Consider the following 17,872-nt stretch of genomic DNA (forward strand, 5'->3'; position numbering starts at 1 on the left):
ACGGAAGCGTCGAAATCCTGTGCGGCGGTGTCCACAGGCCTGTCGCCGCACGCGCAAAGGAGGCGCCCTTATGAGCCCATCGCAGGAGAAGCCTGGTTTCGTCTTCCCGCCGCCGCCCACGGTCGGCGTGCCGATTGCGACAGACGCGGCGACTTTCCCGGTGCGGCGTATCTTCTGCGTCGGTCGCAATTATGCCGACCATGCGCGGGAAATGGGCGCCGAGGTCGATCGCGAGGCACCGTTCTATTTTACCAAGCCCGCCGATGCGGTCGCTTTATCGGGGGCGACGATCGCCTATCCGCCGGGCACGCAGGATTGCCATTACGAAGGAGAGTTCGTGGTGGCGCTCGGCGGTCCTGCCTTTCAAGTTTCGCCGGATGAGGCGATGGGTTGCGTCTTCGGCTATGCCTCCGGCATCGATTTGACGCGGCGCGACCTGCAGGGCGCGGCAAAGACCAAAGGCCGCCCCTGGGATCTCGGCAAGGCGTTCGAGAATTCCGCCCTGATCGCGCCGATCATGCCTGCGTCCGATTTCGGTGCGATCGGCGAGCAGATGCTCACAACGCGCGTCAATGGCGAGGTGCGGCAGCAGGCGAGACTGTCCGATATGGTCTGGAGCGTGCCGGAGCTGATCGTCCATCTGTCACGCTATTATCACCTGAAGCCCGGCGACCTCCTCTATACGGGCACGCCCGCCGGCGTTGGGGCGGTGAAGCCGGGCGACAAATTGTCCGTTCAGATCGAGGGGCTCGAGGAGCTCGCCATCGCGATCGGGCCGGCGGAGTGACCACGCCGCTCAGGCTTGGCCGTAAAAATCCCGGTACCAGGCGATGAAACGGGCGATGCCTTCCTTGATCGGCGTCTTCGGCCGATAGCCGAGATCGTCCGCGAGCGCCTCGATATCGGCATAGGTGGTGGGCACATCGCCAGGCTGCATCGGCAGGAAGATCTTTTCCGCCTCGCGGCCGAGCGCTTCTTCGATGGCGGCGATGAAATCCATGAGCTCGACCGGCTGATTGTTGCCGATGTTGTAGAGCCGGTAGGGTGCCGAGGAGGAGGCAGGATTCGGCGCCGCGCCGTCCCATTGTCCGTCCGGCTCGGCCGCATGATCGAGCACCCGCACCACGCCTTCGACGATGTCGTCGATATAGGTGAAATCGCGGGAATGGCGGCCGTTGTTGAAGACCTCGATCGGTTCGCCGGCGAGGATTTTCCGCGTGAACAGGAAAAGCGACATGTCCGGGCGGCCCCACGGGCCGTAGACGGTGAAGAAGCGTAAGCCCGTCACCGGCAGGCGGTAGAGATGCGCATAGGAATGCGCCATCAGTTCGTTCGCCTTCTTCGTTGCCGCATACAGGCTGAGCGGATGATCGACGTTCTGGGCGACGCTGAACGGCATCGCCGTGTTGGCGCCATAGACGGAGCTCGACGAGGCGAAGGCGAGATGGACGACGCCATTGTGGCGGCAGCCTTCGAGGACGTTGAGGAAGCCGACGAGATTGGCGTCGGCATACGCGTGCGGATTGGTGATGCCGTAACGCACGCCCGCCTGCGCCGCGAGATGGATGACGCGGTCGGGCCGCTCCTCGGCGAAAAGAGCGGCGCTGCCTTCGCGATCGGCGAGATCGAGGCGGTGAAAGTGGAAGCCCGGTACGGATTGAAGGCGGGCAAGCCGCGCTTCTTTCAAGGTCACGTCGTAATAATCGTTGAGATTGTCGACGCCAATCACCGTGTCACCGCGAGCAAGAAGACGCTGCGCCGTGTGGAAGCCGATGAAGCCGGCAGCGCCCGTGACGAGAACTTTCATCGCGCGCGTCCTCTCGTGACGGATGGGAGGGCTTGCGGAACTTTGACAGCGCGGCCTTGGGCCGTGGCACTGGAAAACATGGGACGGGTCTTCGATCGCGGGTGCCAGAGCCCCGGCTCCTAACACCGGGCGTGCGGCAGGCAAAGAGCTACGGCTTCCGAAGATGTCTCGATCCGCGGCGACTTACCGCAAGGATGCGGCGCTTCTGCCTCTCGCGCCGCCGCCGAAACAGTGTCAATTCCGCGCGACAGATACGTGCGACCACGTCCAGGCCGACCTTCAAGTGGGTGCAAGAAAGCCCGCTCTGCGTGTCATTTGATCGACATCAAAGTGAAGTGTCACGCAGACCTTACAATGGAAACTGTCAAGCGACCTCTCCCGGAGACGGAATCGATGCGCATTCTCATGATTCATCCGAACTACCATTCTGGTGGCGCGGAGATCGCAGGTAACTGGCCACCCGCATGGGTTGCTTATCTGGCGGGCGCTCTGAAAACGGCCGGTTTTACCGATATCCGTTTCATTGATGCGATGACCGACCGTATCGAGGATGAGGAGCTCAGACGTATCATCCGCGAGGAGAAGCCGGACGTCGTCGGCGCCACCTCGATCACGCCGTCCATCTATAAGGCCGAGCGTATCCTTCAGATCGCGAAGGAAGAGCATCCGAACGCGTTGACTATCATCGGCGGCGTGCATGCGAGCTTCATGTATCGCCAGGTCCTGACCGAGGCGCCGTGGATCGACGCCATCATCCGGGGCGAGGGCGAGGCCGTCATCGTCAATGTGATGAAGGCGCTCGAGAGCGGCAACTGGACCGAAGCGCGGTCGAACGTTCTCGGCATCGCTTATAGCGACGGCGATCAGGTCGTCGCCACGCCGGCCGAGCCGCCGATTGCCGATGTCGACACGATCAAGCCGGACTGGAGCGTGCTCGACTGGGAAAAGTATATCTATATCCCGCTCAACACGCGCGTCGCCGTGCCGAACTTTGCGCGCGGCTGCCCCTTCACCTGCTCGTTCTGCTCGCAGTGGAAATTCTGGCGCAACTACCGTGTCCGCGACCCGCTCAAGGTGGTCGACGAGATCGAGGATCTGGTGCGCAACCACGGGGTCGGCTTCTTCATCCTGGCCGACGAAGAGCCCACCATTCACCGCAAGAAGTTCATCCGCTTCTGCGAAGAGATGGTGAAGCGCGACCTGCCGGTTCTGTGGGGCATCAACACGCGCGTTACGGACGTCATCCGCGACGAGAAGCTTCTGCCGCTCTATCGCAAGGCCGGCCTCATCCACGTGTCGCTCGGCACGGAAGCCGCTGCGCAGCTGAAGCTCGATCTCTTCAATAAGGAGACCACGGTCGCACAGAACAAGCGTGCCGTTCAGCTTCTCAAGAAGAACGGCATCATGGCGGAGGCGCAGTTCATCGTCGGTCTCGACAACGAGACGCCGGAGACGCTGGAAGAAACCTACCGCATGGTGATCGACTGGGGCGCGGAGATGGCCAACTGGTCCATGTACACGCCGTGGCCGTTTGCCGATCTCTTCCAGGAACTCGGCGATAAGGTCGAGATCTTCGACTACGAGAAGTACAACTTCGTTACGCCGATCGTGAAGCCGGCGGCGATGGATCGGGCGACCCTGCTCGATCGTGTCATGCACAATTATCGTCGCTTCTACATGCGCAAGATGCTGTTCCACTATCCGTGGATCCGTGACAAGACCTTGCGCCGTTACATGATGGGTTGCCTGAAGGCCTTCATGCGGTCGGGTATGCGGCGTGAGTTCTACGATCTCGGTCGTGTGAATTATTGGGGTCCGCAGTCGAAGAAGAAAGTCGATTTCGGTTTCGACGAGACCCGTACGCTCGATCGGCGCCAGCTTGCCGATCTGAAGAGCGCGCCGCCGCCGCGCAAACTGAAGAAGAAGCGGGTTCCTGCAGAGGTCGCCGCCAACGGTGTGAACGGCGCCAATGGTGCCAACGGCCATGCCGAGGAGATCGACGAGGGCGATCAGTACGACGAGGCGGTGATGACGCCGGCCGCCGTCAGCGCTTGCGGTGCTCCGAAGGGGTTGCCGGAGGATGGAGACGATTACGATGAGGCGATCACCTCATCCAATCCCGCTCCGGCCGAGGTGGAGAAGCCGCGGGCGACAGTGCATTAGGGCGCGGCTATGGCCGTGACCGACGAGCCGACGCGAGTCGGGGGGCGAGAGCGGGACGTGAGCGCGGTTTCGACTGCGGATCACGTCCCGTCTCAACCGGCCGCGCGAATTGGACCCAATGCCATCATCCGCATGGATGAGGCATTGAACGCCATTGTGGGGCGAGAGGCCTGCCAGAGCGTGTTCGCTCAGGCGGGCCTTTTGCATTATCTCGACGCTCCGCCGAGCGAAATGGTCGATGAGCGGGAGGTGATGCGCCTCCATGATGCGGCGCTCGCCGTTCTGGCCCCGCAAGAGGCCGAGGACGCCGCCTTCCGCGCCGGAGAATTGACTGCGACCTATCTCCTGGCGCGCCGCATTCCGAAGCCTTTCCAGCGCATCATGCCGTTTCTGCCGCCCTGGCTCAGGGCACGGCTATTCCTGGCGGCGATCCGGCGCCATGCGTGGACCTTCGTCGGCAGCGGTGCCGTCACCTTCGTGCCGAGCCATCCGGTCGTGGTGTCGATCGCAGGCGGGCCGGTGCGGGGAACGCCGACCGACGCCGTACTCCTTGCCTATTACAGTGGCTGTTTCCAGGAGCTTTTCCGCAGCCTCGTCCACCGCGGAACGCGGGCCGTCGTGCGGCGTGAGGGCGAGGGCTTCCAGCCGCGCGTCGTCTTCGACTTGCGCTGGCGCTAAGCCGCCGAGATCACCTCGGGCGGAAAAATCCGATCAGGCAAAATGAAAACGGGCGCCTCCTCGAGGCGCCCGTTTCCGTTCGGCTTTGAAAAGCCGTTTAGGACGGGATCAGCCGCGGGCGCTGCGATCCGACGGAGGCTTCCGCCTCTTCCTCGGAGGCAGGGGCCTCAAGATGAATGACCACATGGCGCAGGCCGTCGGCTTCGGGGCTCGAGACGGCGACGAAGCCAAGCTCCCGACACATCGACAGCATCGTGTGGTTCTCCGGCAGGATGACGCCGTAAAGCCGCTCGATGCCATCGGCTGCCGCATATTCGATGATCTGCTTCATCAACAGCCAGCCGATGCCGCGGCCCTTCATGTCGCTTCGGACGGTCACCGCATATTCGGCCTCGACATGATCGGGATCTGCGGCAAGTCGCGAAACGCCGAGAAGCTCGCCCGATTCCGGATCGAGTGCGACGAAGGCCATGTCGCGCGCATAGTCGATCTGGGTGAGCCGCGCGATCATCTCTTCCGGCAGCGTCTTCAGCGGCGCGAGGAAGCGCATGCGGATGTCCTCGGGCGACAATTTGCCGAGGAATTCCGGGTAGAGATGCACGTCCGTCGGCATCAGAGGCCGCAGGATCACGCTGGCACCGCTGGCGAGGTCCGCCGTGCTGTCCCAGCCGCTCGGATAGGGCCGGATCGCCATGTCGCGGTTGGGCCCGGATTTGTGCACCTGCTTGGGATCGAAGGCGACGCGCGCATCGAGCGCCACCACCCCGTCGCTCGAAGCGAGAAGCGGGTTGATGTCGAGCGACGTGATCGAGGGCAGGTCGACCGCCATCTGCGAGAGGCGGATGAGGCTCAGCTCCAGCGCATTCATGTCGGCGGGGGGAATGTCTCGGTAGCCGTCCAGAAGGCGCGAGATGCGGGTCTGCTCGATGAGATCGCGGGCAAGGTTGCGATCGAGCGGCGGCAGGCCGGTGGCGCTGTCGGCAATGACTTCGACGGCCGTTCCGCCGGCGCCGAAGACGATCGTCGGGCCGAACAACGGGTCGTTGCCGATGCCGACGATCAGCTCATGGGCCGCCGTGCGACGGATCATCGGCTGCACGGTGAAGCCTTCGATATGCGCGTCGGGCCGGCTGCGCTCCACCCGCTTGGTGATAATGCGCACGGCGTTGACGGCTTCTTCGGGCGTCGAAAGGTTGAGAACGACGCCGCCGACATCGGATTTGTGCGTGATCTCGGCAGACAGGAGCTTCACGACGACCGCCTTGTGGTCGCGCAGGAGCTCGCGCGCCGTTTCTTCGACCTCTTCGATCGTGCGGGCGATCACCGTTTTGACGATCGGAATGCCGAAGGCCGCGAGAACCTCCTTGGCTTCCGGCTCGGTCAGGACGCTGCGGCCTTCTTCCGCCGCCTTCACCATGACGGCCCGGGCGCGCTCCGCATCCCAGGTGAAATCATCCGGCAGGCTCGGTGGCGTGCGCATCAACAGGGCCTGAGCCTTGTGCCAGTCGGTCAGGTAGCCGACGCTGCGGATCGCGTCCGAGGGGCTGAGGAAGGTCGCGACACCTGCCGCCCGCAGCCTCTCCCGTGCCTTCATCACCGTCTCACCGCCGAGCCAGCAGGTCAGAACCGGCTTGGGGTAGGGATGGCGGGCACGGTCGGCTTTGACGGTGGAGATGACAGCTTCGGCGGCGCCATCGGCGGAGGAAAGTGCGGTCGGGCAATTGAGCACGAGAAGCGCATCGACGTTCGGGTCGGCCAGCGCTGCTTCCGTCGCCGCCACATAGCGCTCGGGCGGGGCGTCGCCGATCAGGTCCATCGGGTTGGTGCGCGACCAGGTCGGCGGCATCACCTTGTCGAGTTCTTCGATCGTCTCCGGGGACAATTCGGCAAGGACGCCACCCTCATCCATCAGCTGGTCGACGGCGAGCACGCCCACGCCGCCACCATTGGTGACGATAGCGACGCGCCGGCTCTTTGTCGGCTTGAGGCGCGTCAGCGTTTCGGCGGCGTCGAAGAGTTGTTCGATCTGCCCGACCCGCAAAAGACCAGCGCGGCGGAAGGCGGCGTCGGCAACCGCATCGGCGCCGGAGATCGCTCCGGTGTGGGTGAGGGCAGCCTTGGCTGCGGCCGCGTGGCGGCCAGCCTTGACGACGACGATCGGCTTGGCGCGCGAGGCGGCGCGGGCGGCGGACATGAATTTCCGACCGTGCGGGACGGTCTCCAGATACATCAGAATCGCCGTCGTATCGCGGTCCGTCGCAAGCTGGTTGAGGCAGTCGCCGACATCGACGTCGCCCATATTGCCGAGCGTGATGATCTTCGAGAAGCCGATGGCGTGATTGCCCGCCCAGTCGATGATCGAGGAGGCGATGGCGCCTGATTGCGACAATAGAGCAAGGCGACCCGGACGCGGCGAAATGTGCGAGAAGCTGGCGTTGAGCCCGATATGCGGCAGGAAGATGCCGAAGCAGTTCGGGCCGATGATGCGCAGGGTGTAAGGCCGGGCGGCGTCGAGCATGGCCTGCATCAGGCCGTTGCCTTCCTCGATGCCGGCCGTCAGCACGACGGCGGCGCGGGTGCCTTTTTCGCCCAGCTCTCCGATCAAGCCGGGCACGGCTTCCGGCGGCGTGGCGATGATGGCGAGGTCGGGTGCGTCGGGCAGATCCTTGATCGAGGGGAAGCAGCGTTCGCCGTCGATCGAGGGATATTTCGGATTGACGGTCCAGATCGGGCCCTTGAACCCAGCGCTGTGGAGATTGGCGAGCACTTTGGCCCCGACGGAGCCAGGGCGGGGCGTTGCACCGATAAGAGCGACCGAAGTCGGTGCGAAGGCCTTGTCCAGGTTGCGGATGGTCATGGAAATGTTCCTTGCGGATGCGCTGCCGTTCTATGCTCCTAACGAGGCGCGGCTTTGACCGGCGTCAAGCCAGAGAGTGGCAACAACGTGAAATTTACCGCGGTGCAGCATTTTCCACCGGATGGCGGAGGGTGATCATGACGGCGACGATGCGCGCAATGGTTTTGGAGCGGCCCGGCGCTCTTCTCCTCTTAAAGGATCTTGCCCGCCCAAGGCCAGGACCCGGCGAGGTACTGATTGAGATTTCCGCCTGCGGGGTGTGCCGAACCGATCTGCATGTGGTCGATGGGGAGCTCCAAAACCCCAAACTGCCGCTCATTCCCGGTCACGAAATTGTTGGCCGTGTGGCGGCGTGCGGCGGGAGTGTCAGCGGATTCAAAGAGGGCGATCGCGTCGGCGTTCCCTGGCTCGGCCACACCTGCGGAACTTGCAGCTATTGCCGTTCGGGACAGGAGAACCTCTGCGACCGTCCGGGCTTCACCGGCTACACGATCGATGGCGGTTATGCCGAGTTCTGCGTGGCCGATGCGCATTTCGTCTTTCCTCTCGGCGAGTGGGGAGCGGATGCGGAGATGGCGCCGCTTCTCTGCGCCGGGCTCATCGGTCATCGCTGCCTCAGGATGGCGGGAGAGGCCGAACGTCTCGGCCTTTATGGCTTTGGCGCGGCCGCGCATATCGTGGCGCAGGTGGCCCGCCACCAGGGACGCTCGGTCTATGCCTTCACCCGACGCGGGGACCTCAAAGCGCAGGCTTTTGCGCGCGAGTTCGGTGCCGTGTGGGCCGGTGATTCCTCCGATCAGCCCCCGGACGAACTCGATGCGGCCATCATCTTCGCCCCAGTGGGCGCGCTCGTTCCCGCAGCCCTGAAGGCGGTGAAGAAAGGTGGAGTCGTCGTCTGCGGCGGCATCCATATGAGCGACATTCCGAGCTTTCCCTACGAACTCTTGTGGGGCGAGCGTGTCGTCCGCTCGGTCGCCAATCTCACACGCGCCGACGGCGATGAATTCCTGGCGCTGGCGCCCGAGGTGCCGGTGCGAACGACGACGGTTTCCTATCCGTTGGACAGAGCCAATGACGCTCTTACGGACTTACGATCGGGGGCACTCACCGGGGCCGCCGTCCTGATCCCTTGAGCGGCGCGTTATTGATCGGCGGAGAAGCCGAGAGTTTTCAGGGCTTGGGCAAGGGAATCGTCCACGCTTCCTGTTACGGTGAGGCGCGGCCAGGCGATCTCGCCGATCTTGTAGCCCGTCTGGCGGCGGACGATTTCGGCCGTGGCGTCGGAAGCGTCGTTGCTGCGATGGCGGACGCGGTCGATCAGGGTCTCGATGGGTGCCTCGAGCCAAAGGCCCACGAAATCGGCGCCATTTTCCCGAGCGACGATCTCCACCTGTCGCCGCTCCTCCGGTGTCGCGTGGACGGCATCGACGATGACGCTCGCGCCGGCCTTCAAGGCACGCTCCGCCTTGTGCCAGAGCGTGTCGAAGACGCGGGCGGTGAAATCCGACGCATACGCGCTGTCCGGCAGACTCTCCGTCTCGCCCACGCCGGCGAGGCGCTTGCGCTCGATATCGCTTCGAAGATGCACCGCGCCCGGCGCGCGGCCGAATTGCGGCGCGATGCGCGCGGCAAGGGTCGTCTTGCCGGAGCCTGAAAGCCCGCCGATCGCGACGAGGCGTGGTCGTACCGGCTGAAGGAACGCTTCTGCGGCAGCAAAATACCGGCGGGCTTCGGCTGCCTTTGCCGCTTTTTCCTCTCCGTCGAGGTGAGGAAGCGCGGCGGCGATGACCTTCGAGCGGATGGTGGCACGGATGGAGAGAAACAAGGGCAGGGCCGCGAGCCCGTCGATCTCGGACGCATCGCTGCCCCACAGATAGCGGTTCATGACGATGTTCGCTTCGCGGTGGAGGCCGCGCTCCCACAAATCCATGAGGAGGAAGCCGAGGTCGTAGAGGACGTCGCCTGTTGCGATCGCTTCGTCGAATTCGACCGCGTCGAAGATCGTCGGTTTGTCCGCAATCAGGACGATGTTGCGCAGATGCAGATCGCCGTGACAGCGGCGCACGAAGCCGGCCTCTCCGCGTGCCTGGAGGAGCGGCGTGAGCGCGGTGAGAGCCATTTTCGAGGCCTCGGTCAGAGCGGCGGCGCGGTCCTGCGGATAGAGCTCGGGATTTTCGGCGTAGGCCTCGCTGTTCTGCTCGAGATAGGAGGCGAGGGAGGCGATCGCCGGACCGGTGTCGCGCCTGGGCGCGCGCTGATGGGCGGCGAGGATTTCTTTGACGAGAGACTTCAACAGCTCCTGGGGAAGTCCCTGCTTTTCGGCGATGAGATCGAGGGTCTTCGTCTCGTCGAAGCGGCGCATATGGACCGCCCATTCGATGGGCTCGCCGTCGCCTCCGAGCGTCAGCGCGTCGCCATCACGGGTGATTGCCACGATACCGAGATAGATGTCCGGTGCGGCTTCCTTGTTGACGGCGATTTCCCGCTCGCAGGCAGTCTTGCGCAATGCGAGCGTGGAGTAATCCATGAAGGGAAATTTGACGGCGCGCTTCAGCTTGTAGACGTCCTCGCTGGCAAGGAAAACGACCGCACCATGCGTGTCGATGCGCTTGATCTCGTTTTCAAGGCCGTGGGTCGCGGGATCGGCAAGGAAGGCGAAGACGGCGCTTTGATCTTCCACGACATGTGCCGGCAAGTCGCTGTTCTGGTTCATTCCGTTCCCGTTCTTTGCATTCCAGCCGGCGCAGCCCGTCAGGTGCCGATCGTCCCGACCCCTCATATCGCGGGGCTTTCGCAGGGTCATCCTTTTCGCGTCCGACTTTCGTGAGGAACCTATGGCCGTGCCTCGGTCCTGCTGCGGGTGTCGTCTCCTGCGACCATGCGCTATGTCCTCCAAGACAATTTGCGTGATGCTCCGCGCCGATGGGGTTTCTCAGGGGCACGCGTCGACTGGACACACGAGGGGAGAGGTGATGACGAGCGCAAGCTACCGGCCCGCGCCGAACCGCTACGAAGACATGACGTATAGCCGCTGTGGCAAGAGCGGGCTTCTGCTGCCGGCCCTGTCGCTCGGCCTCTGGCACAATTTCGGTGAAGACGCGCGCGAGGACGTAGCGCGGGCGATCTGCCGGACGGCCTTCGATCAGGGAATCACCCATTTCGACCTCGCCAACAATTACGGCCCGCCGCCGGGTGCTGCGGAAGTGTTCTTCGGGCGGATGCTGAAAAGCGATTTCGCCGCGCACCGCCACGAACTCGTCATCTCCACAAAGGCAGGCTACCGCATGTGGCCCGGGCCCTATGGCGAATGGGGAAGCCGCAAATACCTTCTGTCGAGCCTCGATCAGAGCCTGAAGCGTCTCGAGCTCGACTATGTCGATATCTTCTACTCGCACCGTTTCGATCCGGAAACGCCGCTCGAGGAGACGATGGGCGCGCTCGCCTCGGCCGTGCAGCAGGGCAAGGCGCTTTATGTCGGCCTATCGTCTTACAACTCGGAGCGGACGCGCGAGGCGGTCGCCATCCTGCGCGATATGCGCGTGCCCTGCCTCATCCATCAGCCGAGCTACTCGCTCATCAACCGCTGGATCGAGGAGGACGGACTTCTCGATACGCTGCAGGGAGAGGGCATGGGTACGATCGTCTTCTCGCCGCTCGCCCAGGGCATGCTGACCAACAAGTATCTCGGCGGCGTGCCGAAGGAGAGCCGTGCCGCGCAAGACAAGACGCTCTCCTCCGACTTCTTGAGCGACGACAATCTGAGCCGTATCCGGGGCCTCAACGAGATCGCCCAGCGTCGCGGCCAGAGCCTAGCGCAGATGGCGATCTCCTGGGTTTTGCGCGACCCGCGGGTGACGACGGCGCTGATCGGCGCGAGCCGGCCCGAACAGGTGAGCGAGCTCGTCGACGCGCTCGAAAAACGCAAATTCTCTCAGCAGGAGCTCGCCGACATCGACCGCTATGCCGTCGAAGGCGGGGTCAATCTGTGGGCGCGCTCGGCGGAGAGGTGAGCGGCCGCGCTTACGAGCCGGCGACCCCCCGGCCCGAGGCGTTTTCCAGCCAGGCCGGATAATCGGAGACGAGGAGGTGCAACGGCTCCTCGTCCTCCTCGATCGTTGAAAAACGGCTGACGGGATCGCGGAAAATGTTGTCCGTCAGGTCGTCGTTGACGGTGGAGACTTCGCCGATGAGCGTGTCTTTGCCTTCCGCCCAGAAGGCGTGCCACATGCCTGGCCGCAAGGTGACGCTTTCTCCCGGTTGCAGCAGCAATGTTCCGCCCGCCGGCAGGCGGCGCCAGATCCCGTCGGTCGCGACCAGCACTTCGGCTTCCTGGTCGATGTTGCCGTCCGGATCGGAGGCAAACAGCTCGAGTGCCAGCGTGCCGCCGCCGCGGTTGATGATGTCTTCCGCCTTGATCACGTGGCGATGCATCGGAGAGATCTGATCGCGCCGCGAGATCATGATCTTTTCCGCATAGAGCATGCCGCAGCCGCGGGCGAGATCGGCCGTGTCGCCGTTTCTGACGGTGAAGAGGAAAAGCCCGAGCTTATCGAAATCGCCACCGCCGTAATCGGTGATGTCCCAGCCGAGGCGGCCGGAGACGATGCCTTCGATCTCGCTCAGCCGCGCCTGCATTTCCTTCGGGCGCCAATAGGCAAAGGGCGGCAGCAGAAAGCCGAAAGAGCGGATGAAGTCGTCCGACTGCCTGATGATCGTGTTGATGTCTGAGCGTCGCATGGGTGCCTCTGAGGAGTGCTTAGGCTTAAATCACAGGGTGTGCTTTCCGGCACAGGGGCGGCCGGTACGCTGGCGGAAGCCCGGAGTGGCAAGCGAGGTCAGGGTATCCACTGGCGCTCCGCGCATGCGTGCGAGCAGGAAGCTTGCGAGTTCCTTGCCGGCGAGGACCAGGTCTTCGCAAAAGGAATCGATCGGCGGCCAGACGTTGTCGAGGAGATCCGATGTTTCCTTGGCGACCACATCGACATCGCGCCCGACGATGCGCCCCGCATCGTTGAGGCCCGCCATCAGCGCAACCGAGCGGGTTTCGCTGGCGCAGATGAAGCCGTCGAAGGGGTTTTCCGCCTCGCCAAGCCGCATCGCCGCCTTGCGGAATGCCTGCGACCTTGAATCGAGATCGAGCCCCGGCATCAGGTCATGCTGGACTCGGGCGCGATCTGCCGCTTCCCGGAAGCCTTTCAGCATGAACTCCGCATAGGTGAATTCCGGGCGCGGTGTGACGAGCGCAAGCCGCTTGCGGCCGCGCGCGACGAGGTGCTCCACGGCGAGCCGGGCAAAAGTCTCGTTGTCGAAATCATGGAAGGGATGCGGATGGCCGAGCCGAGTCCTGCCGTGCGTGACGAAAGGCATGCCGCGCTCCAAAAGGAGCTTCACGCGCGGATCCTGCGGCCGCGTATGGGTGAAGATCACGCCATCTGCGGCTGCCGTCTCCGCGATATAGGTGATCGGCTCCATCGGGTCGCTGCCCATCACCTGTGGAAAGACGACGAGATGGTAGGGCGTGTCTCGCAAAATCTCCGAAATGCCGAAGATCATGCGGCGGGCGAATTCGGCGATCGCGTCGCTTTGATCGAGGACGAGAGCGATGACGAGGGTCTTGCCGGTGCGCAGCCGAATCCCCGCCCGGTCGGGTCTATAGCCGATCTCCTCAGCCAGAGCGCGCACTCTTGCCTTCGTCTCAACCGAAAGCTCCGGAGCATCCTTCAAGGCGCGCGAAACCGTCGTGACACCAAGCCCAGTCAGTTCCGCCAAAGTGCGCAAAGTGGGGCGCGCAAAGCTGTCTTGTTTCTTGTTATCGCTGATCTTTCGGAACTCGGGCCGCTTTGGCGGCATGTCTTCGCCTCCTGATGGGGGTGGCATCCTATGCCGCGCATTCCTGCTTCTGCAAACGGCTTGTAGCGTTTGACTTGCGGCGATCTGTAACGTTACAGATTGGACTACCGCCGCGGTCGGTTCGAGCAATCGGCCGGAAGCCACACGACGGTGGATTATTCGGGAGGTTTTCCAACTCATGTACAAGAAATTCGTATCGACGTTCGCTGGCCTTGCCACTGGCGCGGCGTTGTTTGTGGGAAGTGCTGCGGCTCAAGAGACCGTGGAAGTGCTGCATTGGTGGACCGCCGGCGGTGAAGCTGCAGCGCTCAGCGTTCTGAAGAAACAGCTCGAAGAAGAAGGCGTCACCTGGGAAGACATGCCTGTGGCCGGCGGCTCGGGCGTCCAGGCGATGACCGTGCTGCGCTCTCGCGTGACTTCGGGCAATGCGCCGACTGCCGTGCAGATGCTTGGCTACGACATCACCGAATGGGCCGACCAGGGCGTGGTCGCCGATCTTTCCGATCTCGCGTCGAAGGAAAACTGGGACAACGTCGTTCCGACCGCTCTGCAGAAATTCTCCAAGAACAGCGAAGGCCAGTGGATCGCCGCGCCGGTCGACGTGCATTCGACGAACTGGATGTGGGCCAACAAGAAGATCTTCGACGAAGTCGGCGTCGAAGGCGACATCAAGGACTGGGATCAGCTGATCCAGGTTCTCGATAAGATCAAGGAAGCTGGATACACGCCGATCGCCTATGGCGGTCAGCCCTGGCAGGACGCGACCGTGTTTGAAGCCGTCGTGCTCGCCACGGGCGGTCCGGATTTCTACCAGAAAGCGCTCAACGATTTCGACGAAGAGGCGCTCGGCTCCGATACGATGAAGCAGGCCTTCGACCGGATGTCGAAGCTTCACGAATATGTCGATCCGAACTTCTCCGGCCGCGACTGGAACCTCGCCACCGCCATGGTCATCAATGGCAAGGCCGCGCTTCAGTTCATGGGTGACTGGGCGAAGGGCGAGTTCCTGCGCGCCGACATGAAGCCGGGCGAGGACTTTGTCTGCCAGCGCTTCCCCGGCACGGAAGGCTCGGTTCTCTTCAACTCCGACCAGTTCGTGATGTTCAAGGTGGGCGAAGACAAGCGCGACGCGCAGCTGAAGCTCGCTTCCGCCGTCATGTCGCCGGAATTCCAGATCGCCTTCAACAAGGTGAAGGGCTCCGTCCCGGCGCGCACCGACATTGCGCCCGACGAGTTCGATGCCTGCGGTCAGAAAGGCATGAAGCAGCTCGCCGAGGCCAATGACAACAACCATCTCTATGGTTCGCTCGCGCATGGCTATGGCGCGCCGTCTGCCGTGAAGAATGCCGTCTTCGACGTCGTCACGGCGCATTTCAACGGCGAGTACACGTCCGAGGAGGCCGTTCAGGCTCTCGTCGACGCCGTTGCGTCGGCCCGCTGACGCTTCTGATGATCTCGCCCCGGCCGCCTCAGGCCGGGGTTTCCCATCATCTTCAGCGTTGAGGGCGCCCCAGTGACTGCGACTTCCACCACCGCCACGGAGCCGCTTGTGCGTCCGCGCCGATCAGGCGCGTTCCGGCGCGGCCTGCAGGACTGGCTGCCGCGCATCGTTCTTGCGCCGAGCTTTGCCGTTATCGTCCTCTTCGTCTACGGCTTCATCATTTTCACCGTCTATCTGTCGATGACGAGCTCGACGCTTCTGCCGCGCTTCGACTTCATCGGCCTCGGCAATTACGTCAAACTCTTCGACCTGCCGAACTGGTGGATCGCGCTCAAGAACCTCGCGATCTTCGGGTCTCTCTACATCGTCATCTGCTGCGTGCTCGGCCTGCTGCTCGCTATTCTTCTCGACCAGAAGATCCGCGGCGAGGGCGTCTTGCGGCCGATCTATCTCTATCCGATGGCGCTCTCCTTCATCGTCACGGGCACGGCGTGGAAATGGTTTCTCGATCCCGGCATCGGGCTCGACCACACCATGCATGCGCTCGGCTGGACGAGTTTCCATTTCGGCTGGATCAAGGACCGCGAAATGGCGATCTACACCGTCGTGATTGCGGCCGTCTGGCAGTCATCGGGCTTCGTCATGGCGATGTTCCTGGCGGGCCTTCGGGGGATCGACACGGAAATCATGCGTGCCGCCCAGATCGACGGGGCGGGGCCCTGGCAGCTCTATCGGCGCATCATCATTCCGATGCTGCGGCCGGCCTTCCTCTCGGCCTTCGTCGTCCTCGCGCACATGGCGATCAAATCCTACGACCTCGTCATCGCGCTCACCAACGGCGGACCAGGGCGTGCGACGGAGCTGCCGGCGACGTTCATGTATTCCTACACCTTCACGCGCAGCCAGATGGCCGTCGGTGCGGCCTCCGCGGTGGTGATGCTGATGATGGTCGCGTCCATCATCGTGCCTTACCTCTATAGCGAGCTGTCGACGGAGCGAGAGCAATGAGCACGGCAACCGAAGGCCCGCAGCTGGGGTCGGGCTCTGTCTTCGGACGGGCGATCCTCTACGCGGTGCTGATCGTCTTTGCGGTCTATTATCTCCTGCCGCTCGTCATCATGCTTTTGAATTCGGTCAAGCCGCTCGATGAGATCCGCTCCGGCAATCTCATCGCGCCGCCGCAGCACTGGACGCTTCAGCCCTGGCTTTCGGCATGGAGCGAGGCGCAGGTGGGCGTGCAGGCGACCGGGCTCAAACCCTATTTCGTCAATTCGTTCCTGATGGTGATCCCGGCCGTTACCATCTCGATGGTTCTCGGTGCGATCAACGGCTACGTCTTGACCAAGTACCGGTTCAAGGGCGATTCCATCGTCTTCGGGCTGATACTTTTCTCCTGCTTCATCCCGTTCCAGATCGTGCTCATTCCGATGGCGAAGGTGCTCGGCACGCTCGGCATCGCCGGCACGGTTCCCGGTCTCGTCCTCGTGCATGTGGTCTACGGGCTCGGCTTCACGACGCTCTTCTTCCGCAATTATTACGCGGCGTTCCCAACGGAGCTCATCCGCTCCGCTCAAGTCGACGGGGCGGGCTTCTTCCGCATCTTCTGGCGCATTCTCCTGCCGAGTTCCGGGCCGATCATCGTCGTTACGATCATCTGGCAGTTCACCAATATCTGGAACGACTTCCTCTTCGGAGCCTCGTTCTCCGACTTCGATTCGCAACCGATGACGGTGGCGCTCAACAACCTCGTCAGCTCGTCCACCGGCGTGAAGGAATACAATGTTCACTTCGCCGGGGCCGTGCTGGCCGCTCTGCCGACGCTTGTCGTCTACATCGTGTCGGGGCGTTATTTCGTGCGCGGGCTGATGGCCGGCGCTGTGAAGGGCTGAACATGGCGTTTCTTGAAATCGACGGTCTCTATAAATCCTTCGGCCAGACCGACGTTCTGAAGGGCATCGATCTCGCCGTTGAGGAGGGGGACTTCCTCGTGCTTGTCGGTCCCTCCGGCTGCGGAAAGTCGACGCTCCTCAATACGATTGCGGGGCTTGAAAGCGTGACGAAGGGCGAGATCCGCATCGCCGGCGAGCGTGTCAACGAGCTCAAACCGTCGGAGCGGGACATCGCCATGGTGTTCCAGTCCTATGCGCTCTACCCGAACATGTCGGTGGCAAAAAATCTTGCCTTCGGCCTGGAAATGCGGGGCGTCCCCAAAGACGAGCGGGACCGGGCGATCCAGGAAGTGGCTGAGATGCTACAGATCGAGAAGCTTCTCAATCGCCGTCCGGGCCAGCTTTCCGGCGGCCAGCGCCAGCGCGTCGCCATGGGGCGGGCGCTGGTGCGCAAACCGCAGGTCTTCCTGTTCGACGAGCCGCTGTCGAACCTCGACGCCAAGCTGCGCGTCGACATGCGCATGGAGATCAAACGGCTCCATGCGACGCTCGGGACCACCATCGTCTACGTGACCCACGATCAGATCGAGGCGATGACACTCGCGAGCACGATTGCAATCCTGAAGGATGGCGTGTTGCAGCAATTCGGCTCGCCGGAAGAGGTCTACAACAATCCGTCCAATCTCTTCGTGGCGGATTTTATGGGGTCGCCGGCGATGAACCTCGTGCCTGCCGAAGTGCAGAAGCAGGATGGGGCGATCGGTGTCTCGTTGAAACAGCGTTCAAACGGCGCGCTTTTCCTGCCCGTGCGGGAAGGCGTGGCCGATCAGCTCGGTGACTGGGTGGGCCGGACCATCACTTTCGGCATCCGTCCGGAAGCGGTGACGGATCCGGATGCTGCCGACCAGAAGGCCGGCCATCTCGTGGAGGCGAGCTGCCGAGCTGAGATGGTGGAGCCGACGGGTGCCGACACCTATGTCGTCACGCATCTCGGCGGCAAGGAATTCACGGCGCGGCTTCGGGCCAACAGCCCGATCGAAGAGGACGGGCAGGTGAAGCTTGCCTTCAACATGACGCGTTCCGTGTTCTTCGATCCGCAGGACGGTACGCGCATCGCCTGACAAGAGGTTGCTTGAGGCGCCGCGCGCCGAAACTCCGATTCATCGGAACTCCGCATGCGTATTGTC

The 17,872-nt window shown here is 63.1% G+C and carries 14 protein-coding genes; 9 read left to right on the top strand and 5 right to left on the bottom strand.

All coding sequences use genetic code 11. From position 1 onward, the window contains the following. Positions 1 to 70 precede the first annotated feature (70 nt). Entirely contained in the window at positions 71 to 787 is a 717-nt protein-coding gene (locus tag EO094_RS04885) for a fumarylacetoacetate hydrolase family protein (protein WP_128291138.1), read from the top strand. Positions 788 to 796: 9 nt separating this feature from the next. Here EO094_RS04885 and EO094_RS04890 read toward each other — a convergent pair whose 3' ends face one another. Next, the gene (locus EO094_RS04890; RefSeq protein WP_128291139.1) at positions 797 to 1,807 is read right to left on the bottom strand and encodes an NAD-dependent epimerase; all 1,011 of its coding nucleotides are present in this window, start codon (positions 1,805 to 1,807) and stop codon (positions 797 to 799) included. A gap of 393 nt (positions 1,808 to 2,200) precedes the next feature. Here EO094_RS04890 and bchE point away from each other — a divergent pair, with 393 nt between their 5' ends. Beyond that, entirely contained in the window at positions 2,201 to 3,970 is a 1,770-nt protein-coding gene (bchE, locus tag EO094_RS04895; protein WP_128291140.1) for a magnesium-protoporphyrin IX monomethyl ester anaerobic oxidative cyclase, read from the top strand. 57 nt (positions 3,971 to 4,027) lie between these two features. Beyond that, positions 4,028 to 4,648, top strand: coding sequence for a bacteriochlorophyll 4-vinyl reductase (gene bchJ / locus EO094_RS04900; protein ID WP_164879558.1), 621 nt, complete (start codon positions 4,028 to 4,030; stop codon positions 4,646 to 4,648). A 97-nt stretch (positions 4,649 to 4,745) separates the two neighbouring features. On the opposite strand, the gene EO094_RS04905 is transcribed toward bchJ, so the two are convergent. After that, complete coding sequence (locus EO094_RS04905; protein WP_128291142.1) at positions 4,746 to 7,505, bottom strand: bifunctional acetate--CoA ligase family protein/GNAT family N-acetyltransferase; 2,760 nt, start codon at positions 7,503 to 7,505, stop codon at positions 4,746 to 4,748. A gap of 149 nt (positions 7,506 to 7,654) precedes the next feature. Between EO094_RS04905 and EO094_RS04910 the strand changes: the two genes are divergently transcribed. Beyond that, positions 7,655 to 8,638 (top strand): zinc-dependent alcohol dehydrogenase family protein, encoded by a 984-nt coding sequence (locus EO094_RS04910; RefSeq protein WP_128291827.1) that lies wholly within the window; start codon positions 7,655 to 7,657, stop codon positions 8,636 to 8,638. Between the two features lie 8 nt (positions 8,639 to 8,646). Here EO094_RS04910 and EO094_RS04915 read toward each other — a convergent pair whose 3' ends face one another. Further along, positions 8,647 to 10,218 carry a bifunctional aminoglycoside phosphotransferase/ATP-binding protein gene (locus EO094_RS04915; RefSeq protein ID WP_128291143.1) on the bottom strand — a complete coding sequence of 524 codons (1,572 nt, stop codon included), beginning with the start codon at positions 10,216 to 10,218 and terminating at the stop codon, positions 8,647 to 8,649. Positions 10,219 to 10,477: 259 nt separating this feature from the next. Between EO094_RS04915 and mgrA the strand changes: the two genes are divergently transcribed. Next, entirely contained in the window at positions 10,478 to 11,515 is a 1,038-nt protein-coding gene (gene mgrA, locus EO094_RS04920) for an L-glyceraldehyde 3-phosphate reductase (RefSeq protein ID WP_128291144.1), read from the top strand. Positions 11,516 to 11,525: 10 nt separating this feature from the next. Here the strand turns inward: mgrA and EO094_RS04925 are convergent, their stop codons facing one another. Further along, the gene (locus EO094_RS04925) at positions 11,526 to 12,242 is read right to left on the bottom strand and encodes a D-lyxose/D-mannose family sugar isomerase (RefSeq protein WP_128291145.1); all 717 of its coding nucleotides are present in this window, start codon (positions 12,240 to 12,242) and stop codon (positions 11,526 to 11,528) included. Between the two features lie 30 nt (positions 12,243 to 12,272). Further along, positions 12,273 to 13,355: a LacI family transcriptional regulator gene (locus EO094_RS04930; protein ID WP_164879559.1), complete on the bottom strand. Its 1,083-nt coding sequence runs from the start codon at positions 13,353 to 13,355 to the stop codon at positions 12,273 to 12,275. A 178-nt stretch (positions 13,356 to 13,533) separates the two neighbouring features. On the opposite strand from EO094_RS04930, the gene EO094_RS04935 reads away from it, so the two are divergent. The 4 genes from EO094_RS04935 (at position 13,534) to EO094_RS04950 (ending at position 17,806) form a co-directional block, all read left to right on the top strand. Then, positions 13,534 to 14,796, top strand: coding sequence for an ABC transporter substrate-binding protein (locus tag EO094_RS04935; RefSeq protein ID WP_128291147.1), 1,263 nt, complete (start codon positions 13,534 to 13,536; stop codon positions 14,794 to 14,796). Between the two features lie 108 nt (positions 14,797 to 14,904). Beyond that, entirely contained in the window at positions 14,905 to 15,804 is a 900-nt protein-coding gene (locus EO094_RS04940; RefSeq protein ID WP_128291828.1) for a carbohydrate ABC transporter permease, read from the top strand. Further along, the gene (locus EO094_RS04945) at positions 15,801 to 16,685 is read left to right on the top strand and encodes a carbohydrate ABC transporter permease (protein ID WP_092810207.1); all 885 of its coding nucleotides are present in this window, start codon (positions 15,801 to 15,803) and stop codon (positions 16,683 to 16,685) included. The genes EO094_RS04940 and EO094_RS04945 overlap by 4 nt, the downstream gene beginning before the upstream one ends. A gap of 2 nt (positions 16,686 to 16,687) precedes the next feature. After that, on the top strand, positions 16,688 to 17,806 hold the full coding sequence (locus EO094_RS04950) for an ABC transporter ATP-binding protein (protein ID WP_128291148.1): 1,119 nt from the start codon (positions 16,688 to 16,690) through the stop codon (positions 17,804 to 17,806). Positions 17,807 to 17,872 lie beyond the last annotated feature (66 nt).

The sequence above is a fragment of the Afifella aestuarii genome (assembly GCF_004023665.1).
Classification (GTDB): Bacteria; Pseudomonadota; Alphaproteobacteria; order Rhizobiales; family Afifellaceae; genus Afifella; species Afifella aestuarii.